Annotated in this window: 19 protein-coding genes and 1 tRNA gene; 15 read left to right on the forward strand and 5 right to left on the reverse strand. The window is 71.6% G+C overall.

Annotated features, from left to right (window positions below):
• Positions 1–7 precede the first annotated feature (7 nt).
• Genes ACEN9V_RS16500 through ACEN9V_RS16510 form a run of 3 tightly spaced genes read left to right on the forward strand, consistent with a single transcriptional unit; the run spans position 8 to position 2,049 of the window.
• Positions 8–724, forward strand: coding sequence for a histidine phosphatase family protein (locus ACEN9V_RS16500; protein ID WP_402730064.1), 717 nt, complete (start codon positions 8–10; stop codon positions 722–724).
• 33 nt (positions 725–757) lie between these two features.
• Complete coding sequence (locus tag ACEN9V_RS16505) at positions 758–1,285, forward strand: DUF3090 domain-containing protein (protein ID WP_281265509.1); 528 nt, start codon at positions 758–760, stop codon at positions 1,283–1,285.
• Positions 1,282–2,049 carry an SCO1664 family protein gene (locus tag ACEN9V_RS16510; protein WP_413601221.1) on the forward strand — a complete coding sequence of 256 codons (768 nt, stop codon included), beginning with the start codon at positions 1,282–1,284 and terminating at the stop codon, positions 2,047–2,049. The genes ACEN9V_RS16505 and ACEN9V_RS16510 overlap by 4 nt, the downstream gene beginning before the upstream one ends.
• 70 nt (positions 2,050–2,119) lie before the next feature.
• Here the strand turns inward: ACEN9V_RS16510 and ACEN9V_RS16515 are convergent, their stop codons facing one another.
• Both ACEN9V_RS16515 and ACEN9V_RS16520 read right to left on the reverse strand, forming a co-directional pair.
• A complete protein-coding gene (locus tag ACEN9V_RS16515) occupies positions 2,120–4,153 on the reverse strand; it encodes a vWA domain-containing protein (protein WP_413601222.1) in 2,034 nt (677 codons plus the stop codon).
• Between the two features lie 5 nt (positions 4,154–4,158).
• On the reverse strand, positions 4,159–5,547 hold the full coding sequence (locus ACEN9V_RS16520; RefSeq protein WP_413601223.1) for a sigma 54-interacting transcriptional regulator: 1,389 nt from the start codon (positions 5,545–5,547) through the stop codon (positions 4,159–4,161).
• A 226-nt stretch (positions 5,548–5,773) separates the two neighbouring features.
• Here ACEN9V_RS16520 and ACEN9V_RS16525 point away from each other — a divergent pair, with 226 nt between their 5' ends.
• The 5 genes from ACEN9V_RS16525 to ACEN9V_RS16545 all read left to right on the forward strand — a co-directional run bounded on the left by ACEN9V_RS16525 (position 5,774) and on the right by ACEN9V_RS16545 (position 11,646).
• The gene (locus ACEN9V_RS16525; RefSeq protein WP_413601224.1) at positions 5,774–7,237 is read left to right on the forward strand and encodes an MFS transporter; all 1,464 of its coding nucleotides are present in this window, start codon (positions 5,774–5,776) and stop codon (positions 7,235–7,237) included.
• Between the two features lie 212 nt (positions 7,238–7,449).
• Positions 7,450–8,139, forward strand: a complete 690-nt coding sequence (locus tag ACEN9V_RS16530) for a GntR family transcriptional regulator (RefSeq protein ID WP_413601225.1) — start codon at positions 7,450–7,452, stop codon at positions 8,137–8,139.
• A gap of 207 nt (positions 8,140–8,346) precedes the next feature.
• The gene (locus ACEN9V_RS16535; protein WP_413601226.1) at positions 8,347–9,606 is read left to right on the forward strand and encodes an LCP family protein; all 1,260 of its coding nucleotides are present in this window, start codon (positions 8,347–8,349) and stop codon (positions 9,604–9,606) included.
• A 187-nt stretch (positions 9,607–9,793) separates the two neighbouring features.
• Positions 9,794–11,113, forward strand: coding sequence for an LCP family protein (locus ACEN9V_RS16540; protein WP_413601227.1), 1,320 nt, complete (start codon positions 9,794–9,796; stop codon positions 11,111–11,113).
• Between the two features lie 443 nt (positions 11,114–11,556).
• Positions 11,557–11,646 (forward strand) — tRNA-Ser (locus ACEN9V_RS16545).
• Positions 11,647–11,700: 54 nt separating this feature from the next.
• Here ACEN9V_RS16545 and ACEN9V_RS16550 read toward each other — a convergent pair.
• Positions 11,701–11,916: a hypothetical protein gene (locus tag ACEN9V_RS16550; protein WP_413601228.1), complete on the reverse strand. Its 216-nt coding sequence runs from the start codon at positions 11,914–11,916 to the stop codon at positions 11,701–11,703.
• Positions 11,917–12,152: 236 nt separating this feature from the next.
• Positions 12,153–13,343 carry an MFS transporter gene (locus tag ACEN9V_RS16555; RefSeq protein WP_413601229.1) on the reverse strand — a complete coding sequence of 397 codons (1,191 nt, stop codon included), beginning with the start codon at positions 13,341–13,343 and terminating at the stop codon, positions 12,153–12,155.
• Between the two features lie 133 nt (positions 13,344–13,476).
• Here ACEN9V_RS16555 and ACEN9V_RS16560 point away from each other — a divergent pair, with 133 nt between their 5' ends.
• Complete coding sequence (locus ACEN9V_RS16560) at positions 13,477–13,926, forward strand: MarR family winged helix-turn-helix transcriptional regulator (RefSeq protein WP_281265500.1); 450 nt, start codon at positions 13,477–13,479, stop codon at positions 13,924–13,926.
• A 17-nt stretch (positions 13,927–13,943) separates the two neighbouring features.
• Complete coding sequence (locus ACEN9V_RS16565; RefSeq protein WP_413601230.1) at positions 13,944–14,924, forward strand: glycosyl hydrolase family 18 protein; 981 nt, start codon at positions 13,944–13,946, stop codon at positions 14,922–14,924.
• Between the two features lie 102 nt (positions 14,925–15,026).
• Here ACEN9V_RS16565 and ACEN9V_RS16570 read toward each other — a convergent pair whose 3' ends face one another.
• On the reverse strand, positions 15,027–16,028 hold the full coding sequence (locus tag ACEN9V_RS16570) for a LacI family DNA-binding transcriptional regulator (protein WP_413601231.1): 1,002 nt from the start codon (positions 16,026–16,028) through the stop codon (positions 15,027–15,029).
• 127 nt (positions 16,029–16,155) lie between these two features.
• Between ACEN9V_RS16570 and ACEN9V_RS16575 the strand changes: the two genes are divergently transcribed.
• The 5 genes from ACEN9V_RS16575 (at position 16,156) to ACEN9V_RS16595 (ending at position 23,179) form a co-directional block, all read left to right on the forward strand.
• Complete coding sequence (locus ACEN9V_RS16575; protein ID WP_413601232.1) at positions 16,156–17,361, forward strand: Gfo/Idh/MocA family protein; 1,206 nt, start codon at positions 16,156–16,158, stop codon at positions 17,359–17,361.
• Positions 17,358–18,365: a sugar phosphate isomerase/epimerase family protein gene (locus tag ACEN9V_RS16580; protein ID WP_413601233.1), complete on the forward strand. Its 1,008-nt coding sequence runs from the start codon at positions 17,358–17,360 to the stop codon at positions 18,363–18,365. Before ACEN9V_RS16575 ends, ACEN9V_RS16580 begins: the two co-directional genes overlap by 4 nt.
• Positions 18,366–18,522: 157 nt before the next feature.
• Complete coding sequence (locus tag ACEN9V_RS16585) at positions 18,523–19,515, forward strand: AAA family ATPase (RefSeq protein ID WP_413601234.1); 993 nt, start codon at positions 18,523–18,525, stop codon at positions 19,513–19,515.
• On the forward strand, positions 19,515–20,837 hold the full coding sequence (locus tag ACEN9V_RS16590) for a DUF58 domain-containing protein (RefSeq protein ID WP_413601235.1): 1,323 nt from the start codon (positions 19,515–19,517) through the stop codon (positions 20,835–20,837). The genes ACEN9V_RS16585 and ACEN9V_RS16590 overlap by 1 nt, the downstream gene beginning before the upstream one ends.
• Positions 20,834–23,179: a transglutaminaseTgpA domain-containing protein gene (locus tag ACEN9V_RS16595; protein WP_413601236.1), complete on the forward strand. Its 2,346-nt coding sequence runs from the start codon at positions 20,834–20,836 to the stop codon at positions 23,177–23,179. Before ACEN9V_RS16590 ends, ACEN9V_RS16595 begins: the two co-directional genes overlap by 4 nt.
• Positions 23,180–23,203: the final 24 nt, after the last annotated feature.

Below are 23,203 nucleotides of genomic sequence, written 5' to 3' on the forward strand. Positions count from 1 at the left end.
CGAGCCCATGGCGACCGTCCTCCTCGTCCGGCACGGACGCACCACCGCGAACGCGACTGGCCTCCTCGCCGGCCGCACCGCCGGCATCGCACTCGACAGCGTCGGCAAGCGCCAGGCGGCGACGACCGCCGAGCGCATCGCCGCCGTCCCCCTCGCAGCGGTGGTGTCCAGCCCGCTGGAGCGCTGCCGGCAGACGGCGCGGGCGATCACGGCGTTCCAGGACGGCGACCCCGAGCAGCGCATCGAACGCGGCATCACCGAGTGCGACTACGGCGAGTGGCAGAACCGGAAGCTCGCCGACCTCGCGAAGGAGCCACTCTGGCGTACGGTGCAGGCGAACCCGAGCGCCGTGGTGTTCCCCGGCGGCGAGTCGATGCAGACCATGCAGTCCCGGGCGGTGTCCGCGATCCGCCGGCTCGACGGGGAGATCGAGGCGGCGCACGGCCCGAACGCGGTCTGGGTCGCGGTGAGCCACGGCGACATCATCAAGTCGATCCTGGCGGATGCGTTGGGCATGCACCTCGACCTGTTCCAGCGGATCACGGTCGGCCCAGCGTCGGTGTCGGTGGTGCGGTACGGCGAGCACCGACCGGAGGTCGCGGCGACGAACACCGAGTCGGGCGACCTGTCGTGGCTCGCGAAAGCGCAGGCGCCGACCGGCGACGCCGCAGTCGGCGGCGGCGCGGGCAACGCAACAGACCAGACGGGTACTGACAGACCCTGAACGGACGCAGCCGGTCGCTCCTACAATGCGGGTATGCCCCCCATCGTCCACGGCTTCGACTGGCCGGATCGTCTCGTCGTCGGCACCATCGGGCGCCCCGGTGAGCGGACCTTCTACCTGCAGGCGCGCGACGGCCGCCGGGTGGTGAGCGTCGCGCTCGAGAAGGAGCAGTCCGCGGTCCTCGCGGAGAAGCTCGACGAGCTCCTCGACGAGGTCGCCACGGTGGAGGAGAACCGCTTCAGCGTCCCGCCGTCGGTCCCGCGTGAGCTGTACGACGTCGACCCGCTCGACCAGCCGGTGGAGCCCGAGTTCCGTGCGGGTGCCCTCAGCCTGGGGTTCGACCCGGCGACGGCCCAGGTGGTCATCGAGGCGTACCCGATCGAGGACGAGCTGGAGATCCTGTCCGAGGAGTCCGACGAGGACGGTGAGATCGAGGCGGTCGTGGAGATGCCGGAGCCGAGCGAGCTGCTCCAGGTGAAGATCCCCGTCGGCACCGCGCGCGCGTTCGTGGAGCGCACGCGCGAGGTCGTGGCCGCCGGACGGCCGCCCGGCGCCGCATGAGCGAAGCCGAACCGAGCGGCTTGCAGCTCACTGCACGCATCCGCGAGGCATCGAACGCCACCTTCCTGGCAGACCTCGACGGCGAGCAGGTCGTGTACAAGCCGATCGCGGGCGAGAAGCCGCTGTGGGACTTCCCCGACGGCACCCTCGCCGGCCGCGAGTACTCGGCGTTCCTGGTGTCCGAGGCGTTCGGCTGGCGCGTCGTCCCGCCGACGTGGCTCGGTGAGGGTCCGCTCGGCCGCGGGATGATCCAACGCTGGCAGGAGATCGACCCGGAGCAGGACGCGGTGGACGTCATCCCCACGGAGGAGGCCGAGCAGCCCGACCAGCCGATGCTGACCGTGCTCGAGGCGATCGACGAGCACGACAACCCGGTCACGCTCGTGCACGAGGACTCCGCGGCGCTCCGTCGGATGGCCGTCTTCGACGTCGTGGTGAACAACGCGGACCGCAAGGGTGGCCACGTGCTCGCGATGCCGGACGGGCACCGGCACGGCGTCGACCACGGCCTGACCTTCCACGTCGAGCACAAGCTCCGGACGGTGCTGTGGGGCTGGATCGACGAGCCGCTCACGGACGACGAGCTCGCGGGGATCGACCGCGTGGTGTCGGCGCTGCACGGCGACCTGGGCGCGCAGCTCGAGGAGCACCTGACGGTCGACGAGATCGACAACCTCGAGGCGCGCTGCGCCGCCCTGGCGGCGGTCGGCCGCTTCCCCCCGCCAGCCGGGTACGGTCCGGCGGTTCCCTGGCCCTTGTTCTAGACGCACCACGAGACGGACGGGAGGCTCGGTGCCAGCTGCCACTGAGCCTCCCGTCCGGTGGATGGTTCCGTCAGCCGAACCGGCCGAACCCACCCCAGTCGTCGTCGCGGAAGAGCGTGCTGCCGCGCCGCGAGCCGAGGTACGAGCCGACCACCGCGACGCCCAGGTCGTCGTTCTCCGGCGCCGTGACCGTGCCGTCGACCCGGCGGGCCATCCCGTCGATGAACCGGGCGAGGCCCGGGTCGTCGCCGAGCCGGAAGAACGTCGTCTGCGCGCCGAGCCGGTGCGCGTTGTCGAGCTCGCGGACGCTCAGCGCGATCGTCATCGGGTCGGGCGGGTAGCTGAAGTACACCTGCCCGTTCGGCTCCAGGTGCGACGTGGGCTCGCCGTCGGTGACGATGAGCAGCACGGGCTGCGCGGTCGGGTGCTTCCGGAAGTGCCGGTTCGCCAGCAGGAGGGCGTGGTGCAGGTTCGTGCCCTTGTCCCACATCGCGTCGAGGCCGACGAGCTGTTCGACGTCCATCACCTCGGCCTCGCGACCGAAGGCGATCAGCTGCAGGTCGTCCCCGCGGAACCGTGTGGAGATCAGGGTGTGCAGGGCGAGGGCGGTGCGCTTCATCGGGACCCAGCGGTCCTCCATCGCCATCGAGAACGACGTGTCGACGAGGAGCGCCACGCAGGCCTGGGTGCGGGCCTCGGTCTCCTGCACCTCGACGTCGTCGATGGTGAGGCGGACGCCGGCCCCGGTGCGTCCCGTCGCGGCCGTGCGGGTGACGGCGTTCGTGATCGTCCGCGGGATGTCCCACGGCTCGGTGTCCCCGAACGCCCACTGCCGGCTCGCTCCGGACGGTTCGCCAGCGGCTCCCGACCGCCGCAGGTCCCGTGCGCCCTGCCGGCCGGACATCTTCTGCGCGACGTCCTTGAGCAGGCTCTTGCCGAGCTGGCGCATGGCCTTCGGGGTGAGTTTGTACTGGCCGTCCGCGCCGCGGCGCATGGTGCCGGAGTTCCGCAGGGCCTTCTCGAGCTGCTGGAGCGTGCGCGCGTCGACGGCGGCCTCGGAGCCGAGCTGGCGTGCCAGCGACTCCAGGTCGAGGTCGTCGAGGTCGGACCCGGGGCTCGACTGCGCGAGTTGCTCGGCGAGGGAGTCCAGGTCGGCGATGTCCTGGAACACGCCGGTGCCGTCGCCGAGCCCGAGTCCCTGCTCGCCCTCCATCCGCTCGGAGCCGCCCCAGTCCTCGCCGGGGCGGAGCGCACGCAGGTTCCCGTCGAGTTGGGACAATGCGCCCATCAGGTCGGGGGAACCGAACGCCTGCTGCGCGAGGGCGTCGAGCTCGTCGCGCTGCTCCTGCGTCATCGAGTTCCGCATCCGCTGGGCTGCGGCGGAGCGAGCGGCGAGGTCGTCGAGCAGCTCGTCGACGTTCTGCGGGTTCGACGGGAAGTACTCGCCGTGCTTCGCCATGAACGCGTCGAACTGCTCCTGCGAGTCGGTGCCGGCGCGGTGGTCCTCGAGCAGCTGGTTGAGGTCCTGCATCATCGCCTGGACGTCGGCGCGGTCCTCGTCGCTGGCGTTCTCGAGCGCCTGCTTCATGCCCGCGAAGCGCTGGTCGAGCATCTCGCGGCCGAGCAGGTCCTTGATCTCCTCGTACTTCTGGCGTGCCGTGGGGCTCTTCCAGTCGTAGCTGCCGAGCTCGGACACCGCGGCCGCCGGCGAGGGCGGCAGGCTGTCGAGCTGCATCTCGGCGAGGGCGCGGTCGCCGTCGTCCATCTCGGTGTCGCGCGCCAGCTGCCCGCGCTCGGCGAGCAGGGCTTCGTCGAGCAGCTGCTTGACCTGCTGCAGCGTGCCGTCGAGGTTGTTCTTCGCGGTGAGTTCGCGGCGCTTCTCGGCGACCCGGCGAGCGAGGTCGTCGAGGCCGCGCTGGTCCCGCCCGCCGCGACGCAGGAACTCCCGCATCGCACGCTCGGGGGAGTACCCCGCCATGACGTCCTGGCCGATGGCGTCGAGTGCCTCGGAGAGGTCCGCCGGCGGGGCGAGCGGGTCGGGGCCGCCCTCATACCGGCCGTACCGGGTGTCACGGGTCAGCCGGCGGTTCTGCCGACTAGCCATGCTGTTCACATCCCATACGCTGCTTCGCCCCCGCCCGACTCCTTGCTGATCTTCCGCGCGAGGAAGAGCCCCTCGAGCGCGAGCTCGATCGCGCCGGCGCGCTCGCCGTCGTTCGTGGCACCGAGTCGCTCGCAGATCTGGTCGTACAGGTCGGACTCGCCGAGGGACGGCAGCCCCTCGAGGAAGGCCCGCGCGGAGACCTGCTCGCCGGTGGTCACCATCGTGCCGCCGTCGAGCGCCTCCACGAGCTGACCGAGGTCGAGGCCGCGGAGCCGGGACCGGACGGTCTCGGCGGTGGCGGTCCGGAGGAGGTGCTCGAGGACCTCGTCGGCACGGTCCTCTTCCCCGGACTCGAACTCGATCTTGCCGCCGAGGACGTCGACCGCGGTCTCCAGGTCGATCGGCCGGGCGACGGCATCGGTCTCACCCTGTCGCGCGGCGCGGTGGACGGCCGCGGCGGAGACGGTCTCGGCTCCGGCGATCGAGAACCGTGCGCTGACACCGCTGCGCTGGTCGACGGCGCTGGACTCGCGCAGTGCCCGAGTGAAGCGGGCGAGGATCTCGACCAGTGCGTCCGGCACGTCGGCGGTGAGGTGCGCCTCCTGCCGGATGACGGCGATCTCGTCGTCGAGCTCGATCGGGTAGTGCGTACGGATCTCGGCGCCGAAGCGGTCCTTCAGCGGCGTGATGATGCGGCCGCGGTTCGTGTAGTCCTCGGGGTTCGCGCTCGCGACGACGAGGACGTCGAGCGGGAGCCGCAGCACGTAGCCGCGGATCTGGACGTCGCGCTCCTCCATCACGTTGAGCATCGCGACCTGGATGCGCTCGGCGAGGTCGGGCAGCTCGTTGATCGCGACGATGCCGCGGTGCGCCCGGGGGATCAAGCCGAAGTGGATGGTCTCGGGGTCACCGAGGCTGCGGCCCTCGGCGACCTTCATCGGGTCGACGTCGCCGATCAGGTCGGCCACGGAGGTGTCGGGCGTCGCGAGCTTCTCGACGTAGCGGCCGTCGCGGTGCCACCAGTCGATGGGCATCGCGTCGCCGAGGTCTTCTGCGCGCCGTCTGCTGGCGGCGGTGATCGGTTCGAAGGGGTGCTCGCCGAGCTCGGAGCCGGCGATCACCGGGGTCCACTCGTCGAGCAGGCCCTGCAGGGTGCGCAGCAGTCGGGTCTTGCCCTGGCCGCGTTCGCCGAGCAGGACGACGTCGTGGCCGGCGATGAGGGCTCGTTCGAGCTGCGGGATGACGGTGGTCTCGAAGCCGTGGAGGCCGGGCCACGGATCGGTGCCCTCACGGAGGGCGCTCAGCAGGTTGTCGCGGATCTCGGCGCGGACCGTCTTCTGGACGTGACCAGAGGTGCGGAGCTCGCCGACCGTTCGGATGTCGCGTCGGGTCACCTCGTCGAGGGTACGCCTGCTCCGGGGGCATCGGACTGGAGGCTCGGTGCCAGCTGGCCACGAGCCTCCCGTCCGGCGGTCCGCTTGTGAGTATTCATAGCGATTGCAATGATTGTCCTTCCGGCGTCGGAGCCGGATTCGAATAGGGGGATCCGGCTCCGCGCCCGGATCGCCGTTCGTTCCGGGGCCGAACAACCGCCGCGTTCTCGGCGTACGGTTCCCCTTCGTGAGCAGCGCGAACCCCTCCGGAACGATCACGAGCCTGGTACCGGCCAGGATGGACAGACTCCCGTGGACACGGTTCCACTGGAGTGTCGTGGTGGGCCTCGGGGTCTCCTGGGTCCTCGACGGCCTCGAGATCCAGATCGTCTCGAACGCCGGGTTCCAAGCGGACCTGAACCTCTCCACGCAGCAGGTGACCTCGCTCGGCACGATCTACCTGGTCGGCCAGGTGGTCGGAGCGCTGGTGTTCGGGCGGATGTCCGACCGACTCGGCCGGCGGAAGCTCTTCATCCTGACGCTCGCGATCTACCTCATCGGCTCCGGTATCGCCGGCTTCGCGCAGGACTTCTGGTTCCTCGCGGCCTTCCGGTTCGTGGCGGGACTCGGGATCGGCGGCGAGTACGCCGCGATCAACTCCGCGATCGACGAGCTCATCCCGTCGAAGTACCGCGGCCACGTCGACATCGCCATCAACGGCACCTACTGGGGCGGTGCGGCCCTCGGTGCCTTCGCGAACATCTACCTGCTCGACCCGTCGCTCTTCGCCGAGAACGTCGGCTGGCGCATCGGGTTCTTCCTCGGCCCGGTGCTCGGCATCGCGATCATCTTCCTGCGGCGACACATCCCGGAGAGTCCGCGGTGGTTGATGACCCACGGGCGAGAAGAGGAGGCGGACGCCACGCTGACGCGGATCGAGGAGTCGGTCGAGCGCAGCACGGGGCAGAAGCTGCCGGACGTCGACCGGTCCAAGGCGATGTCGGTCACGCCGATGGACCGCGTCCGGTTCACGACGATCGTGAAGGTCCTCTTCCGGCAGTACCCGACGCGGACGCTGGTCGGCGCGACGATGATGATCACGCAGGCGTTCCTCTACAACGCGATCTTCTTCACCTACGCGCTGGTGCTCACGAACTTCTTCGGCCTGAAGACGTCGCAGACGGCGGTCTACTTCTTCCCCTTCGCGATCGGCAACCTGCTCGGGCCGCTGATCCTCGGGCGGCTGTTCGACACGTGGGGCCGTCGGCAGATGATCTTCAGCACCTACTTGGTCTCCGGACTCGTGCTCGCGGTGTCGGCGTTCCTCTTCCGCGCCGACGCGATCTCGGCGACCGTGCAGGTGATCTTCTGGTGCATCTCGTTCTTCTTCGCCTCGGCCGGGGCGTCGAGTGCGTACCTTACCGTGAGCGAGATCTTCCCGCTCGAACTGCGGTCGCAGGCGATCTCGTACTTCTTCGCGCTCGCGCAGATCTTCGGTGCGATCGCGCCGGCGATCTACGGCGCGTTCATCGGGGACGGGTCGTCGCGTGAGCCGTTGTTCTGGGGGTACCTGCTCGGCGCCGGGGTGATGATCGCAGGAGGTGTGGTCGCGCTCATCTTCGGCGTGGACGCCGCGCGGAAGGGGCTCGAGGACGTGACCCAGCCGCTGTCGGTGATCGCAGCGGAGGAAGAGGAGAAGTCCCGCAAGTGATACACGGAATCCGGAATGTTTAGCGCCTGATCCGCACCCCTGCCATCGTCATCCCAGCGACCCCAGCCCGGGGTCTCGGAGACATGGGAGTGCTGTGATGCAAGACGAGGTGATCGGGAGCCGTGCCCTCCACAGCCTGGTGGTCGGTGGGTCGCTCCACCGATCGGGGCCGCTGATCGCTGGTGGTGTCGTCCGTGCGTGAAGGTCGTCGCATGGGGTACGACGAACATCCGGTTGCGCGTGTGCAGAGCGGTTCACTCGATCCGCTCGGCGTCCCGCGCAGCCTGCTCCGCGATGCCGTGTTCCTGCGGCTGATGGACCGGATCCTGCGTGGTGAGTACCGGCGTGGGCAGCGTCTGCGGCTCGACAACCTGGCCGACGACATGCACGTCTCCCGGACGCCGGTGCGCGAAGCGCTCGTCCCGCTCGAAGCGCTGCGGCTGGTGTCCGTCCAGCGGTACGTGGGTGTCGTCATCGCGCAGTGGTCGCTCGACCAGATGAAGGAACGGATCCGCGTCACGTGCACGATGCTCGCCGAGCCGCCGTCGGTGGCCGATGCCACGACCGAGCGGTTCGACCCGTTCTGGATCCGCGACTGCATGACCGAGGCGGGATCGTTCGTCGAGCTCGCCGCGTGGTTGCTCCGCCGTGCCGGGTCGTCGGTCAGTGCGGACTGGGTGGCGGCGCAGCGCCCGGTGCTCGACATGTTCTACACGGACGACGTCGCCCTGGCGAACGGCATCGACGCCGTGGTGGACCGACGACATCGGCAGGGGCTCGTCGATGCCGCCCGGGTCGCTGCGGGGCGGGAAGACCTCGAGGAGTGCACTCGTCTCGTCTGCGAGCTCGGGGGGTGTCTCATCACGCTGCCCGATCGGTTCCGCGCAGCGGTTCCCGCATGATCGGTCTCGCTGCTGTCGGGCTCGGTGCGGTCGTGCTCGGTGTCGGCGTGGTCGTGCTCGGTGTGGTCGGACTCCGGGGGTGCGGCACGCCGTGACCCCCGAACGAGGCACGCCGAGCCGATCCGCCTCCGCGGCGGGGTGACCCGGCTCGGGTATCGTCCCCCGGCGAGCGGCCTGGACCCGAGGCTGCTCGGAGGGAGTCCGCCCGTGACCGATCCCGATGGTCCCGACGCCGCTCGCGTGCGGTTCGACGACGTGCTCGACGCGCGTCGGCGCCCCAGGGTGCTGTCCGGCCCCGGGTACCGCGTGAGCGGTGCCCGACACGGGCGCCGTCCACGTGACCTCGGTGTCGCACGGCTGCTCTCCGGTGTCGGCATCGCTGTCGCCGTCGCACTGGTGAGCGCGACCTCGCTCTCGGCGTACGCCGCGTACGACGTCGGCCACGGGTTCCTGCAGCGCGCGGTCGACGTCGGCGGTGACGGTGGGTCGACCGACGGGGCCTTCAACGTGCTGGCGATCGGCGCCGACAACGACCCGGCGCAGGGGACGGCGTACGGCGAACGCGGTGCGACGCTCAACGACTCGAACGTCCTGCTCCACGTCTCGGCCGACCACACCCAGGCGGTCGCCGTGAGCTTCCCCCGTGACCTCGTCGTCGACCAGCCCGCGTGCGGCGGATCACCGGCCGTCGAGGACACCCCGATCAACCAGGCGTACGGCCGAGGCGGGATGCAGTGCGTCGTGCAGACGGTCGAGCAGGTCACCGGCATGGAGATCCCGTACGCGGCCCAGGTGAGCTTCGCCGGCGTGATCCGGATGTCTGACGCCGTCGGCGGGGTCCCGGTGTGCGTGACGGACGCGGTCGACGATCCCTACACGGGGCTGCGGCTCTCGGCGGGGGAACACACGGTGTCGGGCAAGACGGCACTCGCGTTCCTGCGCGACCGGCACGGCGTCGGTGACGGGAGCGACCTCGCACGGATCTCGAGCCTGCAGCAGTTCCTGTCGTCCCTGATGCGCAAGGTGAAGAGCGAGGGCACGCTCGGGGACCCGTCGAAGCTCTACGGCCTCGCGAAGACCGCGTCGAAGAACATCACCCTGTCCACCTCGCTCGCGAAGCCCTCGACGATGGTCGACATGGCCGGAGCATTCGAGGGGATCGGGCTCGACCGGATCACCTTCGTGCAGTACCCCGGCAGCGTCGATGACCCGTCGTTCCCCGGCAAGGTCGTCCCCGAGCAGGCCACGGCCGACCGCCTGATGCGAGCCGTCCGCGCTGACCGGCCGTTCCGGCTGGACGCCGGTTCCACGGGGCGCGGTGCGACGGACCGCGACGCATCCGCGAGTGCTGCTGCTCCCGCCGTCGACCAGTCGTCGGCGAAGGAATCGTCGGCGCCCCAGGACATGCCGGGTGTCACCGGGCAGACGGCGAAGCAGAAGACCTGCGCGGTCGCGGCCGGCGGCTGACCCACGAAGACGGGCTTCACCGAGGATTCGCGCTGGTTGCACACTGAAACGTCAGGCGGTCCTGTGGCAGCCTTGACCGGTTGCCGTCCCCGCGCCCCCGACCAGACTCGGTCCGGCGCCGTGCGGGGCCACCGTGGCGTCGATCAGGACGGCGCCGCCATCGTGTCCGCCGACGACAGGAGTGCCCGTGAACGACGTTCGTGATCGATCCCACCGACTCAACCGAGCCAGCGGGATCGCCCGTCACGGACGTCTGCGTCGCCGTTCCCCGTTCGGCACGGTCGCCAAGGTCCTCTCCGGGGTGGTCGCGGTCGCCCTCATCAGTTCCGCGTCGGTCGCGGCCATCGCGGCGAAGCAGGTCACCGACGACTTCGGCGAGGGCGTGCAGATCCAGGGGCAGCCCGTTGCCGAGGCGAAGAGCGGCGGCGACGCGCTCAGCGCCTACAAGGGTGGCTTCAACATGCTGGTGGTCGGCACCGACAACGACCCGGAGCAGGGAACCCAGTACGGCGAGCGGGACGCGACCCTCAACGACGTCAACATCCTGCTGCACGTCTCCGCGGACCACACGAACGCGACGGCGGTGAGCATCCCGCGTGACCTCATCACGCCGATCCCGGCGTGCGAGAAGCCAGACGGCTCCGGTTCGACGCCGGCGATGGCCGCGCAGCCGATCAACAGCGCGTGGGGTGAAGGGGGCCTGAACTGCGTCGTGCAGACGGTGCAGGGCCTGACCGGGCTCGACGTGCAGTACTCCGCAGCGGTGTCCTTCAACGGCGTCATCGAGATGTCCAACGCCATCGGCGGCGTGCCGGTGTGTGTGGCGTCGCCGATCCACGACCGCTACACCGGGCTCGACCTGCCGGCCGGGACCACCACCCTGCAGGGCTCCCAGGCGCTCGAGTTCCTCCGCACGCGGCACGGTGTCGGCGACGGCTCCGACCTCGGTCGCATCAGCTCGCAGCAGGTGTTCCTGTCGTCGCTCCTGCGGACGGTGAAGTCGAACCAGACCCTGACCTCGCCCGCGACGCTGTACAAGCTCGCGCGGGCGGCGGCGTCCAACATGCAGCTCTCGCAGAGTCTCAACGACGCCGGGACGATGGTGCAGATGGGGCGGGCGCTGCAGGACCTGCCCCTCGACCAGGTGAACTTCGTGCAGTACCCGGGGACGACCGGTGGCACGGGCGTCTACGCGGGGAAGGTGCAGCCGACGAAGTACCTCGCCGACCAGCTGTTCGAGAAGATCAAGGCCGATCAGTCGTTCTCGCTCGGTGCCGGCAGCACGGGCATCGGGTCCGAGGCGGACCCGAGCGCCGCCGCGACCCCCTCGACCCCTGCGGCGGACCCGTCGGCTCCCACTGCCGATCCCACGACGCCCGCGACCGGCGCCGGTTCGGATTCCGCTTCGCCCGCGACCCCGTCCGCTCCCGCGACGTCCGACACGATCGACGGGTTGCAGGGCCAGTCCGCCGATCAGCAGACCTGCTCGAAGGCCTTCGGGTCGTAGTCGGGCGGTCAGCGGGCCGGCCCGCTCCGCGAAAGCGACAGCCGTCCGCCCAACGCCCGCGCGAATCTGTCGCTCTCGCGGGGGCGTGGCCGCGCTGGCCCGCGGGACTGTCGCTTTCGCTGGACCAGGGCGCACGAAAAAGCGGGGACGTGACCGTGGTCACGCCCCCGCGGAGTCGCTCCTCGGCGGACGCCGATCATCGGGCGAGCCGGGCCCAGGCCAGGGAGCGACGCTGGGTGCTGTGTCGCGACAACGGGGGCGAGCCCCGGAACGTGATCGCCGCGTCCCGATGAGACTAGTGACCGGGGTACACGGAGACAACCCCCGAGTGTCCCCACTTCGGGGGACCATGGGCGGACACCCCGACGCGCCCGCCGGGAAACACCGGGTCGAGACCGCCCCGGTCCTCCTGTATGGTGGTGCGTGCGTCCGCAAGGGCGCATGGAGACGTCGCATAGTCCGGCCGAGTGCACCACCCTGCTAAGGTGGAGTCCCCTTTGAGGGGACCGAGGGTTCAAATCCCTCCGTCTCCGCACACGGACAGAAGCCCCGCCGATCGGCGGGGCTTCTTCGCTGTCCGGGTGGGTTCAGGCCGCGTCGGTGGAGTCGAGCCATCGCATCCAGCCCTCGAGCTGCGCCTTCGCGCTGTCGAGTGTGCTGTGCTGCCCGTGGACCTCGCCGCCGGAGGACCGGACCGCGTAGCCGTCGTGCCAGGAGATGACACCCATGAGCGTCGACCCGGAGCACCCCTCCCAGTGGCCCGCGTGCGTCTCGGTCCAGAGCATGCCTTCTCGCGCAGTCATCGACACGGCCCGTCCCCGCGCGTCGTCGCGGATGCGCTGTCGAGGAGGGCGGTTCTGGTGAGCGGTGGATGCATGACGGCTTCCGGTCGGCTGTGGATCGATCCGGCGGCCGGGGGCTGGGTCACCTGCCGGTGACGGTAGTCGCGTCGGCTGGGCGTTGGTCCCGTGACCGGCAGACGGACTGGAGGCTCGGTGCGGGCGTGCACCGAGCCTCCAGTCCGTCACCTGGTCGCGGTTCAGCCGACGGTGCGGATGCTCCCGGTCCGCACGGGGCGTGCGGCGCCGCCGCGGCGCGCTGCGCCGGCGGCCACGGCCACGAGCGCGAGCCCGGCCAGGGTGATGGCGGCGCCAGCCCAGATGGGCGAGGTGTAGCCGAGGCCGGCGGCGATCGTCAGTCCGCCGATCCAGGCGCCGAACGCGTTGCCGAGGTTGAACGCGGCGATGTTCGCGCCGCTCGCCAGGGTCGGGGCGTGGTCCGCGTAGTGCATCACGCGGGTCTGCAGTGCCGGCACGGTGGCGAAGCCGAACGCACCCATGAGCACGAGGGCAACGACGGTGAGCACGGGGTTCGTGGCGACGGCGGCGAAGAGCGCGAGGACGACCGTCAGGCTCGCGAGCACGACGAGGAGCGTCCGGTCGATCGACTTCGCGGCGAGGCGGCCGCCGGCCCAGTTGCCGACGAACAGGCCCAGACCGAAGACGACGAGCAGCCACGGGACCGCGGCCGACGCGAAGCCCGAGACGGCGGTGAGCGTGTACGCGATGTAGGTGAAGGCGCCGAACATGCCGCCGTACCCGAGCACGGTGACGCCGAGCGACAGCCACACCTGGCCGGAGCGGAACGCCCCGAGTTCCCGGCCGAGTGACGGCGCCGCGTCCTGCTTCGTGGCGGGCACGAGCAGGGCGACTCCGACGAGGGCGACGACGCCGATCGCGGCGATCGCCCAGAAGGTGGCGCGCCAGCCCATCGCCTGACCGAGGAACGTGCCGAAGGGGACGCCGAGCACGTTCGACGCGGTGAGCCCGGTGAACATGAGTGCGACGGCGGAGGCCCGCTTCTCGCGCGCGACCATGTTCGACGCGACGACGGAGCCGATGCCGAAGAACGCGCCGTGGCAGAGCGCGGCGACGACACGGCCGGTCATCATCACGCCGTACGTCGGAGCGAGCGCCGACAGGGTGTTGCCGATGACGAACAGCACGAGGAGTCCGATGAGCACGGGCTTCCGGGGGAGCCTGGTGGTGGCGGCGGTCAGGCCGAGCGCGCCGACGATGACCGCGAGCGCGTAGCCCGTGACGAGCCAGCCGGCCGTGGTCTCGGTGACGCCGAAGTCCGCCGCGACCTCCGGCAGCAGTCCGGTGATGACGAACTCGGTCAGTCCGATGCCGAAGCCGCCGAGCGCGAGTGCGATGAGTCCAGCAGGCATGCGTGGTCCTCTCCTGTTGTCCGCCGCGGGCATGCCGCGTACGCTGGTAGTTGCAAGCGCGGGATAAATAGTTGCACACGCTAGGTGTGTGCGCAAGCAACTATCTGCGTGTGCAACGACTTGGGAGGTCCTCATGAGCATCGACGACACGGCGATCGCGGTCCGCGCACACGGTTGGCGCACCCTCGGCGCGCTGCACAGCCTGATCGAGTCGCACCTGGAGCAGGCACTGCGCGAGGTCGACCTGTCCGTCGTGGAGTTCACGGTGCTCGATGCGCTCCGGCGACAGGACGGCTTCCACATGCGGATGCAGCAGCTCGCGCGTGCCGCGGCGCTCAGCCCGAGTGCGACGACGCGGCTCGTGAACCGGCTCGAGGAACGTGCCCTGCTGACCCGGGTGCTCTGTGCGGACGACCGTCGAGGGCTCTACACGGAGCTGACGCATGCCGGCTCCGCGCTCTTCGATCGTGCGGCACCGATCCACGCCGCCGCGCTCGAGGCAGCGCTGGCCGAGGCGCACGGCGTGCCGGAACTGGACGAGCTCGCGACCGCGGTCGAGCGCCTGGAGTACGAGCGCGTCTGACCCGCTACCGTGACCGGGTGGTTCGTCGTGCGGGTGTCGTGGTGGCCGTCCTCGTGTCGGGGCTGGTGCTCGCCGGATGCGCGTCCGGTTCGGGGCTCGAGGTCGAGGCGTACGTCGAACCCGGCGGGACCGCGGTGGACCGTGTCACCGACGCCGTCCCGCTCGCGACGACGATCGGGGTCGACGGTGTCACGGTCGCGGACGACGGCTCGCGCCTGAACGAGGCTCCCGCCGGACTGGCCGGACTGGCGTCGGCCGCGGGTGGTTCGGCCGAGCTCCTCGTGAGCAACTACTCGTCGACGATCGGTGACTTCTCGCCGCAGGCCGGCACGGCGCTGCTGTCCTCCGCGGAGAACCGCGGTCGTGTCGCCCGCCAGGTCGCCCGCGCCGCCGACGACGCCGGGATGCGGGGCGTGCAGATCGACCTCGAGTCGCTGCGGGCCCGGGACCGAGCGGGGCTCGTCGCGTTCGCCGCCGCGGTCCGGGACGCCGTGCGCGATCAGCTCGGCGACGACGCGCGGGTCTCCATGGCGGTGATGGCATCGACGTCGGCGGCCGGGTTCCGGGCGACCGGGTACGACCTGCGCGGACTCTCGGAGCACGTGGACCGGTTCGTGCTCATGACGTACGACCAGCACGGTCCGTGGAGCGGGCCCGGCGCGGTGGGGGCGCTGCCCTGGGCGACCCGGGTGGTGCACGCTGCCGAGGCGCAAGGGCTCCGCGCGGACCGGATCGACCTCGGGATCGCGTCGTACGGGTACGCGTGGGGTCCCGGTGCGGGTGACGCGCCGCTGGGGCCGGCAGCTGCACGGCGTCTCGCGGGGGACGCTGCAGTCTGGTCGGACCGCGACGGGGAGTGGTCGGCGGAGCTCGACGACGGACGGGAGCTGCACTGGTCGGACGCCCGGTCGTACCGCGTGCGGACGGCGCTCGCGCGGGAGCTCGGGCTGCACGGTGTCGCGATGTGGTCCCTGAACTCGATGTCCTTGCCGCGCTGACGGGGTGGCCGATGCCGGTGGGCGTCGGTGGGATCGAGTGCGCGGAAGCGGGGACGTCCGGCGGGTAGTGGGCCCCGTTTCTGCGCACTCGATCGCGGGGCGCTACGCCCGCGGGGGAGCGGTGGTGCTGCGGACGACCAGGGTGGGCGTCACGAGGTCACGAGTCGGTGCCGGGCGCGACGAGTCCCCGATGAGGGTGATCAGCCGGGCGGCCGCGAGCCGTCCGACCTCGTCGTTGTGCGGGTCGACCGTCGTGAGCTGCAGCAGGGGCGACGCCGCGAGCGGGGTCTCGTCGTGGCCGATGACCGACAGGTCCTCAGGCACGCGCAGCCCGGCCTGTCGCGCAGCGGCGATCGCTCCCATCGCCATCACGTCGTTCGCCGCGAACAGCGCGGTCAGGGACGGGTGCACGGCCAGTGCTGCCCGCGCGGCGTCGAACCCGGTCTGCTCGGACGTCGGCCCCTCCCCGAGGACCAGGGGCTCGACGCCGGACGACGTCATCCGGGCGACGGTCGACACGCGTCGCGCTGCTGCCGAACCGCCGGCGCCGGTCAGGTGCGCGATGTGCCGGTGCCCGAGCTCGACGAGGTGGTCGACGGCGATGCGTGCGCCTGCGGCTTCGTCCGACGCCACCACGTCGAGCCCGGGGGGTGCGGACGCGCGCTCGCCGGCGACGACCACGGGGGTGTCGTCGGGGACGAGGAGGTCGACCGAGCTCTCGGCGCCGAGGATGACGCCGTCGACCCGGAGCGACACGAGGTCGTCGAACGGGGAGCTGTCGAGGTGCGCGTTCGCCACGGCATCGGCGAGCGTCAGACGCAACCCGTGTGGTGCGAGCGTCGACCGGATGCCGTCGAGCATCGGCACGTACCAGGGGTTGCGGAAGTCGTCGACGACGACGCCGATCGTGCGGGTCCTGGTGCCGGCGAGGATCGCGGCGGCACGGTTCGGCCGGTACCCGAGCGACGCGGCGGCGGCGAGGACGGCCGCGCGACGGCTGTCGGAGACGCCGGGGTCGTCGCGCATCACCATCGAGACCAGCGACTTCGAGACGCCCGCGAGTGCTGCGACGTCGATGATCGTCGGCGGACGGCGGTTCGACACGGTCGCTCCTTGACAGGACATGGGGAGGTAGGGCTACAGTCTACCGACCCCTTCTGGAACGTTCCAGAACCGAACGGACCGGTCCCCGACGGACCAGGACCGGAAGAACCAGCTCGAAGGAGAGCACATGCGCGAGAGCATCGGCGTCGCCGTCATCGGCGCGGGCATGGCGGGCAAGGCCCACATGGCCGCGTGGCGGAACGCCCCGTCACTGTTCGCCCCGACCCTGCCGCCCGTGCGGCTCGTCTCGATCGGGGACGTGGACGAGCCCCTCGCCGCCGAGGCCGCGCAGCGCTTCGGGTTCGAGCGGCACGACACCGACTGGCGGGCGATCGCGGCCGCCGACGACATCGACGTGGTGAGCGTCGTCGTCGCGAACCGCCTGCACCGCGAGATCGTCGAGGGGCTCCTCGCCGCCGGGAAGCACGTGCTGTGCGAGAAGCCGTTGGCCGACTCGCTCGAGGACGCCCGCGCGATGGCCGACGCCGCCCGCGCCGCCGAGGCACAGGGCACGATCGCCCGCGTCGGCTTCACTTACCGACGCGCACCGGGCATCGCGGCGATCCGCGAGCTGATCGAGGACGGCACCCTCGGGAAGGTCCTGCACCTCTCCGGCCGCTACTGGACCGACTACGGATCCTCGCCGGACGTCCCGTTCTCGTGGCGTTACGCCGGCGCTCCCGGATCGGGCGCGCTCGCCGACGTCGGCTCGCACCTGACGTACATCGCGGAGTTCCTCGCCGGAGACGTCCGGAGCGTCACCGGCGGGCTCTTCACCACGACGATCACCGAACGACCCGTCGCCGCCGGACACGCACTCCGGGGTGCGGCAGCCGAACTGACCGGCGAGACGCAGGCCGTCGAGAACGACGACTACGCCACCTTCAGCGCTCGCTTCGGCGACGGTGCCGCGGTCGGCTCGCTCGAGGTGTCCCGCGTCGCGACGGCCCATCCGAACGGCCTGGTGATCGAGGTCTTCTGCGAGGGCGGCGCCGCGCGCTGGGACCAGGAGCGGCCGTCGGAGATCGGGCTCGCCCTGCAGTCCGACGGATCCCGCCTCGGAGGGTACCGCCAGGTCGTCCTCGGGCCGGATCACCCCTACGTGGCCGGCGGTATGGCGATGGACGCACCCGGCGTCGGCTGGGGCCAGAACCAGATGTTCGAGTACCAGGCGCGCGCGTTCCTCGACGAGGTCGCCGGCGTCGCCGATCCGCTCCCGCGCAACGCCACGTTCGAGGACGGCGTGCACAACATGGAGGTCCTCGAGGCGGTGGTCCGGTCCGCGCAGGCGGACGGGGACGCAGTGACGACGAAGCAGGAGCAGCACGCATGAAGCTCGGTCTGTACAACGCGATCTTCCACGACCGCTCCCTCGCGGACGCCCTGCGCGCCGTCGCGGAGAACGGTCTCACCGGCATCGAACTGAACACCGGCGGGTTCCTGCCCCCGGTGCACGTGCCGGACATCGACGCCATCCTGGACGACGACCAGGCACGGGACGCCTTCCTCGCCCGGTTCGACGGCACCGGGGTGTCCATCGCCGGCCTCAACTGCAACGGGAACCCGCTGCACCCCGACCGCACGATCGGGGACGCCCACGCCGAGGACGTCCGGCGCAGCATCCGGCTCGCCGCCCGCCTCGGCCAGGACCGCGTCGTCACGATGTCGGGCCTGCCGGCCGGGGAGCCCGGTGGCGTCCGCCCGAACTGGATCGTGAACGCCTGGAACTCCGCCGCACTCGACGTCCTCGAGTACCAGTGGAGCGTCGCCGTCCCGTTCTGGCAGGAGATCGACGCACTCGCCCGCGAGCACGGCGTCAAGGTCGCGCTCGAGTTGCACCCGCAGAACGTCGTCTTCAACCCGGCGACGATCCGCGAGCTCGTCGAGCGTGGCGGGTTGACGAACGTCGGCGTCGAGCTCGATGCGTCGCACCTGTTCTGGCAGCAGATGGACCCGGTCGCGGTCGTCCGGGACCTCGGTCCGCTCGTCTTCCACGCCGCGGCGAAGGACGTCAGGATCAACCCGCACGCGGCGATCAACGGCGTCCTCGACAACTCGTTCCGCCGACTGTCCCCGGACGAGCCCCGCACGAACCTCGGAGGCGACGAGTGGGCGAACGAGTGGCCGAAGCCCTCCGCCTGGGACTTCGTCGCGCTCGGCAAGGGCCACGACGAGGCGTACTGGTCCGCGTTCCTCGAGGCACTCCACGAGGTGGACCCCGAGATGTGGGTGAACATCGAGCACGAGGACACCGAGCTCGGGCGCGAAGCAGGCGTCGCCGTGGCGGCGCGCGTGCTGCGCGCTGCGGACGAAGCGCTGGCGGCGCGCGTCGGCTGAGCGGGGCACCGGACTGGAGGCTCGACCAGCGTCCGCCGACCGGCGGACGCTGGTCGAGCCTCCACCCCGGACGCGGTCGGTGACACATCCTCCGGTCGCTGTCACCGGGCCGATGTAGCATGCGCGGACCACTGTCCCCACCCCTGAGGAGACCTGCGTGCCGGACGCCCCCGACCTCGCCATCCCCGTCGACCAGGTCCGTGACGCGGGTGCGGCGATCATGTCCGCCGTCGCCACGGTGGTCGACGGCAAGACCGACGCGATCCGCACGGCGCTGACGGTCATGCTCGCAGAGGGACACCTGCTGGTGGAGGACGTCCCAGGGGTCGGCAAGACCGTGCTCGCGAAGGCGCTCGGCGCATCGGTGGGCGGGTCGGTGAACCGCATCCAGTTCACCTCGGACATGCTGCCGTCGGACGTCACCGGCGTGAACATCTTCGACCAGTCCTCCGGCACGTTCCGGTTCTCGCCCGGCCCCGTGTTCGCGAACGTCGTCATCGGTGACGAGATCAACCGGACCAGCCCGAAGACCCAGTCCGCGCTGCTCGAGGCGATGGCCGAGTCCCAGGTCACGGTCGACGGCGTCACCCGCGTGCTGGAGTCGCCGTTCATGATCGTCGCGACGCAGAACCCCGTGGACATGGAGGGGACGTACCCGCTGCCAGAGGCGCAGCGCGACCGGTTCATGGCGCGCATCGCGATGGGGTACCCCAGCGTCGAAGCCGAACGTCGGATGCTCACCAACCGCGGCGGCCGCGACCCGCTGACGTCGCTCCGTCCGATCGTCGACGTCGGCACCCTCCGCGCGATGGTCGCGTCGGTGCGCCAGGTGCACGTCGCTCCCGACGTCGAGGCCTACGTCATCGCCATCGTCCGTGCCACCAGGACCCACCCCGACCTGGTGCTCGGCGCCAGCCCGCGCGCCACCCTGCACCTCGCGCAGGCCGCACGCGCCCACGCCGCACTGCAGGGCCGCTCGTTCGTCACCCCGGACGACGTCGCGGAGCTCGCGCCGATCGTCCTCGCACACCGGCTCGTCCCGGTCGCCCGCGGGCTCGGTGGCACGGCCGAGGACACCGCGCGCGAGATCGTCGTGCGCGTCGTCTCGGAGACCGCGGTGCCGTTCACCGCGGCGCCAGTCCGGTCCTGATGTCCCAGCCGCCCGGCACCTCGACGCTGCTCCGCCGTGCAGGGGCGGCGCGGTCGGTCCTGGACCGGTGGGCGAAGCGTGCGGCGGCGATGGCCCGTCGGACCCCGTTCCCCCGGCCGACCGCCCGCGGCTGGTCGGTCATCGCGGTCGGGATCGGCCTGATCGGCGGCGGACTCGTCGCGACCACGAGCGTCGCCGTGTCCGCCGGACTCCTGCTCCTGGTGCTCGTCGTGCTGGGGATCGCGATGGCCTTCGTCGTCGCGGCGCCGCTGCGGGGATCCCGAGCGGCCCCACGCGCGATGGTGCAGGTCGGCGAGGTGTACCGCGAGCGGATCACCCTGCGCGGGACGACGATGCCGATCGGGCCGCGCTCCACCCTGCTCGTGCGCGAACAGCTCGAGGACGCCTTCGCGAGCGTGTCCGACGCCGAGGCCCTCGTCGAGATCGGTCCGTCGGTGCCACCAGCGGTGTTCGACGTCGAGGCGCTCGCGATGCACCGAGGCCGGACGGTCGTCGGGCCGGTGACCATCCGTGTCGAGGACCCGTTCGGCCTGCTGCGCATCGACCGTCCGGTGGTCGCCCCCGAGGAAGTGGTGGTGGTCCCGGCCTCGACGGCCCTCTCCGCGATGGACACGGGCGCGCTCGCGGGCGCGGTGTCCGCCGACGAAGGACGTGTCGGGCAGGGCGGTTCAGCGGACGACAGTGAACTCCGCCCGTACCGTCCAGGCGACCCGATCCGCCGCGTGCACTGGGCGCAGAGTGCCCGTCGTGGCGAACTCCACGTCCGCCAGACCACCCAGGCGCAGCCGCCGGAAGCGGTGATCGCCCTGGACGTCCGCCGCGAGTCGTACCAGCAGCTCGGGCGGGACGACCTGGCGGAGCTCGCCGACCTCGGTGGCGACGCCGCGTTCGAGCACGCGGTCGTCGTCGCTGCGAGCGTCGCGCGGGCCCTCGCCGCACGGACCTCGCGCGTGGTGCTCGTCACCGACGACCTCGGCGGTGACACCCGGCACACCGGAGACGCCGGCGGGCTGACCGACGTGCTCGTCGGGTTGGCGGACGTCCGTGTCCGCGGCGACGCCCGCCGGGTGACGGACGTGCTGCCCGACGTCCGTGGTCGCGACGTGCACGGCATGACCGCCGTCGTCACCGGACACTGCACCGCCGAGCAGGCCGCCGAGCTCGTGTCGTCGACGAGCGGTTCCAGTCGCGGGATCCTGGCCACGATCGTGCCGCCCGACCCGGTCGTGCGCGGGATCCTCGACCGCGGCGGGTGGCGGACGCTCGTCGTGCCGGTCGCCGGCGCAGGAGCACTGCGGTGACCGCGCAGGACACCCGCCCCGCCAGCAGGGGCCGGGCCGACGTCCGCGAGATCCTCGACCGCGAGGACGACCGCGCCGCACCGTCGCCGTGGGTGATCGCCCTCGCGCCCGTCCCCGTCCTGCTCGCCGCGCTGGCCTTCCGCCCGCTCGTGCAGGGCATCGCCTGGTGGACGTCCGCCCTCGCCATCGTCGTGGTCCTCGTCGGCGTCGTGCTGGCCGTCCGCCGTCGGTCGCCCGGCGTCCGCTTCGTCGCCCTGGTCGCGACGCTCATCGCGTGTTCGTGCGTCGCAGCACTCGTCAACGACATCCAACCGCTCGGGTGGATCGACGGGAACGGAGCCCTCGGGCAGACGATCGCGGCGATCCGGCTCAACCCGGCACCGCTCCCGCAGACCGACCCGATCCGGCTCGTCGTCACGGTCGCGATCGCCTGGGTCGCGGCGGCGTCGCTGTTCCTCGCGACGGTCGCACCCGCAGCGGCGCTCGCCGCGGCTCCGGCACTCGTGATCCTCATCGTGCCGGGCGTCGTCACCGGGACACCCGCGAGCACGGGGCTCGTCGTCGTCACCGGACTGGCGTTCCTCGCGCTGCTGTGGCTCTCGGTCCGTCCGGTGCAGCGGGCGTTCCCGGCGACGCTGATCGGCGCCGTCGCGCTCGTGGTCGCGGTGGGGCTGCCGACGATCATCCCGCTCAACGCCAGCTGGCTGTCCGGTGTCACCGGGGCGATCCAGGCGCCGATCCAACCGGGTCGACCGGGCACGCTGCTCAACCTCGGGCAGGACCTCCGTCGGCCGAGCGAGCTCGAGGTGTTCCGGTACCGCTCGTCCGACGGGCAGCCGGAGTACCTCAAGCTCGCCGACCTCGACGAGTTCGGGACGGGGGACTGGGTCCCGACGGTCACCGACGTCAGCGACGCCCAGACCGCCGACCAGCAGCAGTGGGCCGTCGGGATCAACCCGCGGTTGGCGAGCCGCGGCGACGTCACCGTCCGCATCACCGGCCTGTCGAGCAACTACCTCCCCGTGCCGTCCGGGGCGGTCTCGATCCAGTCGCAGTCCACGAACCTCGAGCTCGACCAGTGGCGGTGGATGGGCGACTCGAACACCGTGCGCTCCACGGGCCCGGCGACCCGGCGCGGGGCGACGTACGAGGTCTACGGCGCCTCGACCTTCGCGAACGCCTACCTCGACGCCATCGACGCCGCCGGACGGCTCGACCGGTTCGACGGGCGTGGTTACCCGACGCCGTCCACTGCGCAGCTGCGCACCGACCTCGCCCTGCCGAAGGACCTGCCCAAGAGCATCTCGACCACGGCCGCCCGTGTCGCCGGCAGCGCCGAGACGGACTACGAGAAGGCCAGGACCCTCGAGGAGTGGTTCCGCAGCGACCTCTTCACCTACTCCGAGACCGCCCCCGTCGAGCAGGGCTACGACGGCGACAGCATGGACGTCGTCGCGAAGTTCCTGCAGGTGCGGGAGGGGTACTGCGTGCACTTCTCCTCCGCGATGGCCGTGATGGCCCGCACGCTCGGCATCCCGTCGCGGATCGCGGTCGGGTACCGGGCGGGCGGGACGCAGGAGGACGGCGAGTACACGGTCTCGAACCGGCAGCTGCACTCGTGGCCGGAGCTGTACATCAAGGGCGCCGGCTGGGTCGCCTTCGAACCGACCCCGGACTCCGACTCGGCGGCGACGTCGTCCACGGAGCCGACGACGACGCCGAGCGCGGCCGACCCCGCCACGCCGCTGCCGGAACCGAACGCGTCGAACGAGCCGTCCACGTCCGCGAGCCCGACGCCGAGTGCCTCGGCCGCCCCCGGGGCCGCGGGGTCGACCGGCGGCTCGGGCAACGGGCCGTGGGGGCTCGCGGTCGGCATCCTGATCGCGTTGGCGGTGCTGGTCGCACCGGCGACCGTGCGGTCGGTCCGCCGTCGATCCCGGCTCGCCGCGGTGGCCGACGGCCGGTCGCCGGCGGTCTCGGCCTGGCGCGAGCTCCTCGACGACGTCGCCGACCACGGGTACGCACCAGGCCTCGCACCGCCCGGTGACGCCGCAGCGGTCGCCCGGACCGCGCGCGCCGTGCTCGGGCGACTCCGGTCGTCGGTGCCGACGTCGGTGCTGCCGTTCCTGGAATCGGCGGTCGACGCGGTCGACCAGGAGCGCTACGCGCCGGCGGGTTCGGTCGACGGGGCGGCGCTCGTCGCGATCGTCCGGGAGGCACGGGTCGCCCTGGACGCGTCCGTCCGGCTCCCGCAGCGGCTCCGGTCGCGCCTGCTGCCGCCCAGCCTGACGCCGTCGTCCGCCTGGTCGCACGACGGCCCGCGCCGCCGGCGTCCCGCGTAGCGCGAGACTCGGGAGCGGCGGCGC

The organism is Curtobacterium sp. Curtsp57 (genome assembly GCF_047324335.1).
GTDB lineage: Bacteria > Actinomycetota > Actinomycetes > Actinomycetales > Microbacteriaceae > Curtobacterium.

What these genes read in the sequence shown, in the direction of transcription:
- ACEN9V_RS16500 (WP_402730064.1), top strand. Translation starts at nt 8, where the DNA reads ATGGCGACCGTCCTCCTCGTCCGGCACGGACGCACCACCGCGAACGCG.
- ACEN9V_RS16505 (WP_281265509.1), top strand. Translation starts at nt 758, where the DNA reads ATGCCCCCCATCGTCCACGGCTTCGACTGGCCGGATCGTCTCGTCGTC.
- ACEN9V_RS16510 (WP_413601221.1), top strand. Translation starts at nt 1,282, where the DNA reads ATGAGCGAAGCCGAACCGAGCGGCTTGCAGCTCACTGCACGCATCCGC.
- ACEN9V_RS16515 (WP_413601222.1), bottom strand. Translation starts at nt 4,153, where the DNA reads ATGGCTAGTCGGCAGAACCGCCGGCTGACCCGTGACACCCGGTACGGC.
- ACEN9V_RS16530 (WP_413601225.1), top strand. Translation starts at nt 7,450, where the DNA reads ATGGGGTACGACGAACATCCGGTTGCGCGTGTGCAGAGCGGTTCACTC.
- ACEN9V_RS16550 (WP_413601228.1), bottom strand. Translation starts at nt 11,916, where the DNA reads ATGACTGCGCGAGAAGGCATGCTCTGGACCGAGACGCACGCGGGCCAC.
- ACEN9V_RS16555 (WP_413601229.1), bottom strand. Translation starts at nt 13,343, where the DNA reads ATGCCTGCTGGACTCATCGCACTCGCGCTCGGCGGCTTCGGCATCGGA.
- ACEN9V_RS16560 (WP_281265500.1), top strand. Translation starts at nt 13,477, where the DNA reads ATGAGCATCGACGACACGGCGATCGCGGTCCGCGCACACGGTTGGCGC.
- ACEN9V_RS16575 (WP_413601232.1), top strand. Translation starts at nt 16,156, where the DNA reads ATGCGCGAGAGCATCGGCGTCGCCGTCATCGGCGCGGGCATGGCGGGC.
- ACEN9V_RS16580 (WP_413601233.1), top strand. Translation starts at nt 17,358, where the DNA reads ATGAAGCTCGGTCTGTACAACGCGATCTTCCACGACCGCTCCCTCGCG.
- ACEN9V_RS16590 (WP_413601235.1), top strand. Translation starts at nt 19,515, where the DNA reads ATGTCCCAGCCGCCCGGCACCTCGACGCTGCTCCGCCGTGCAGGGGCG.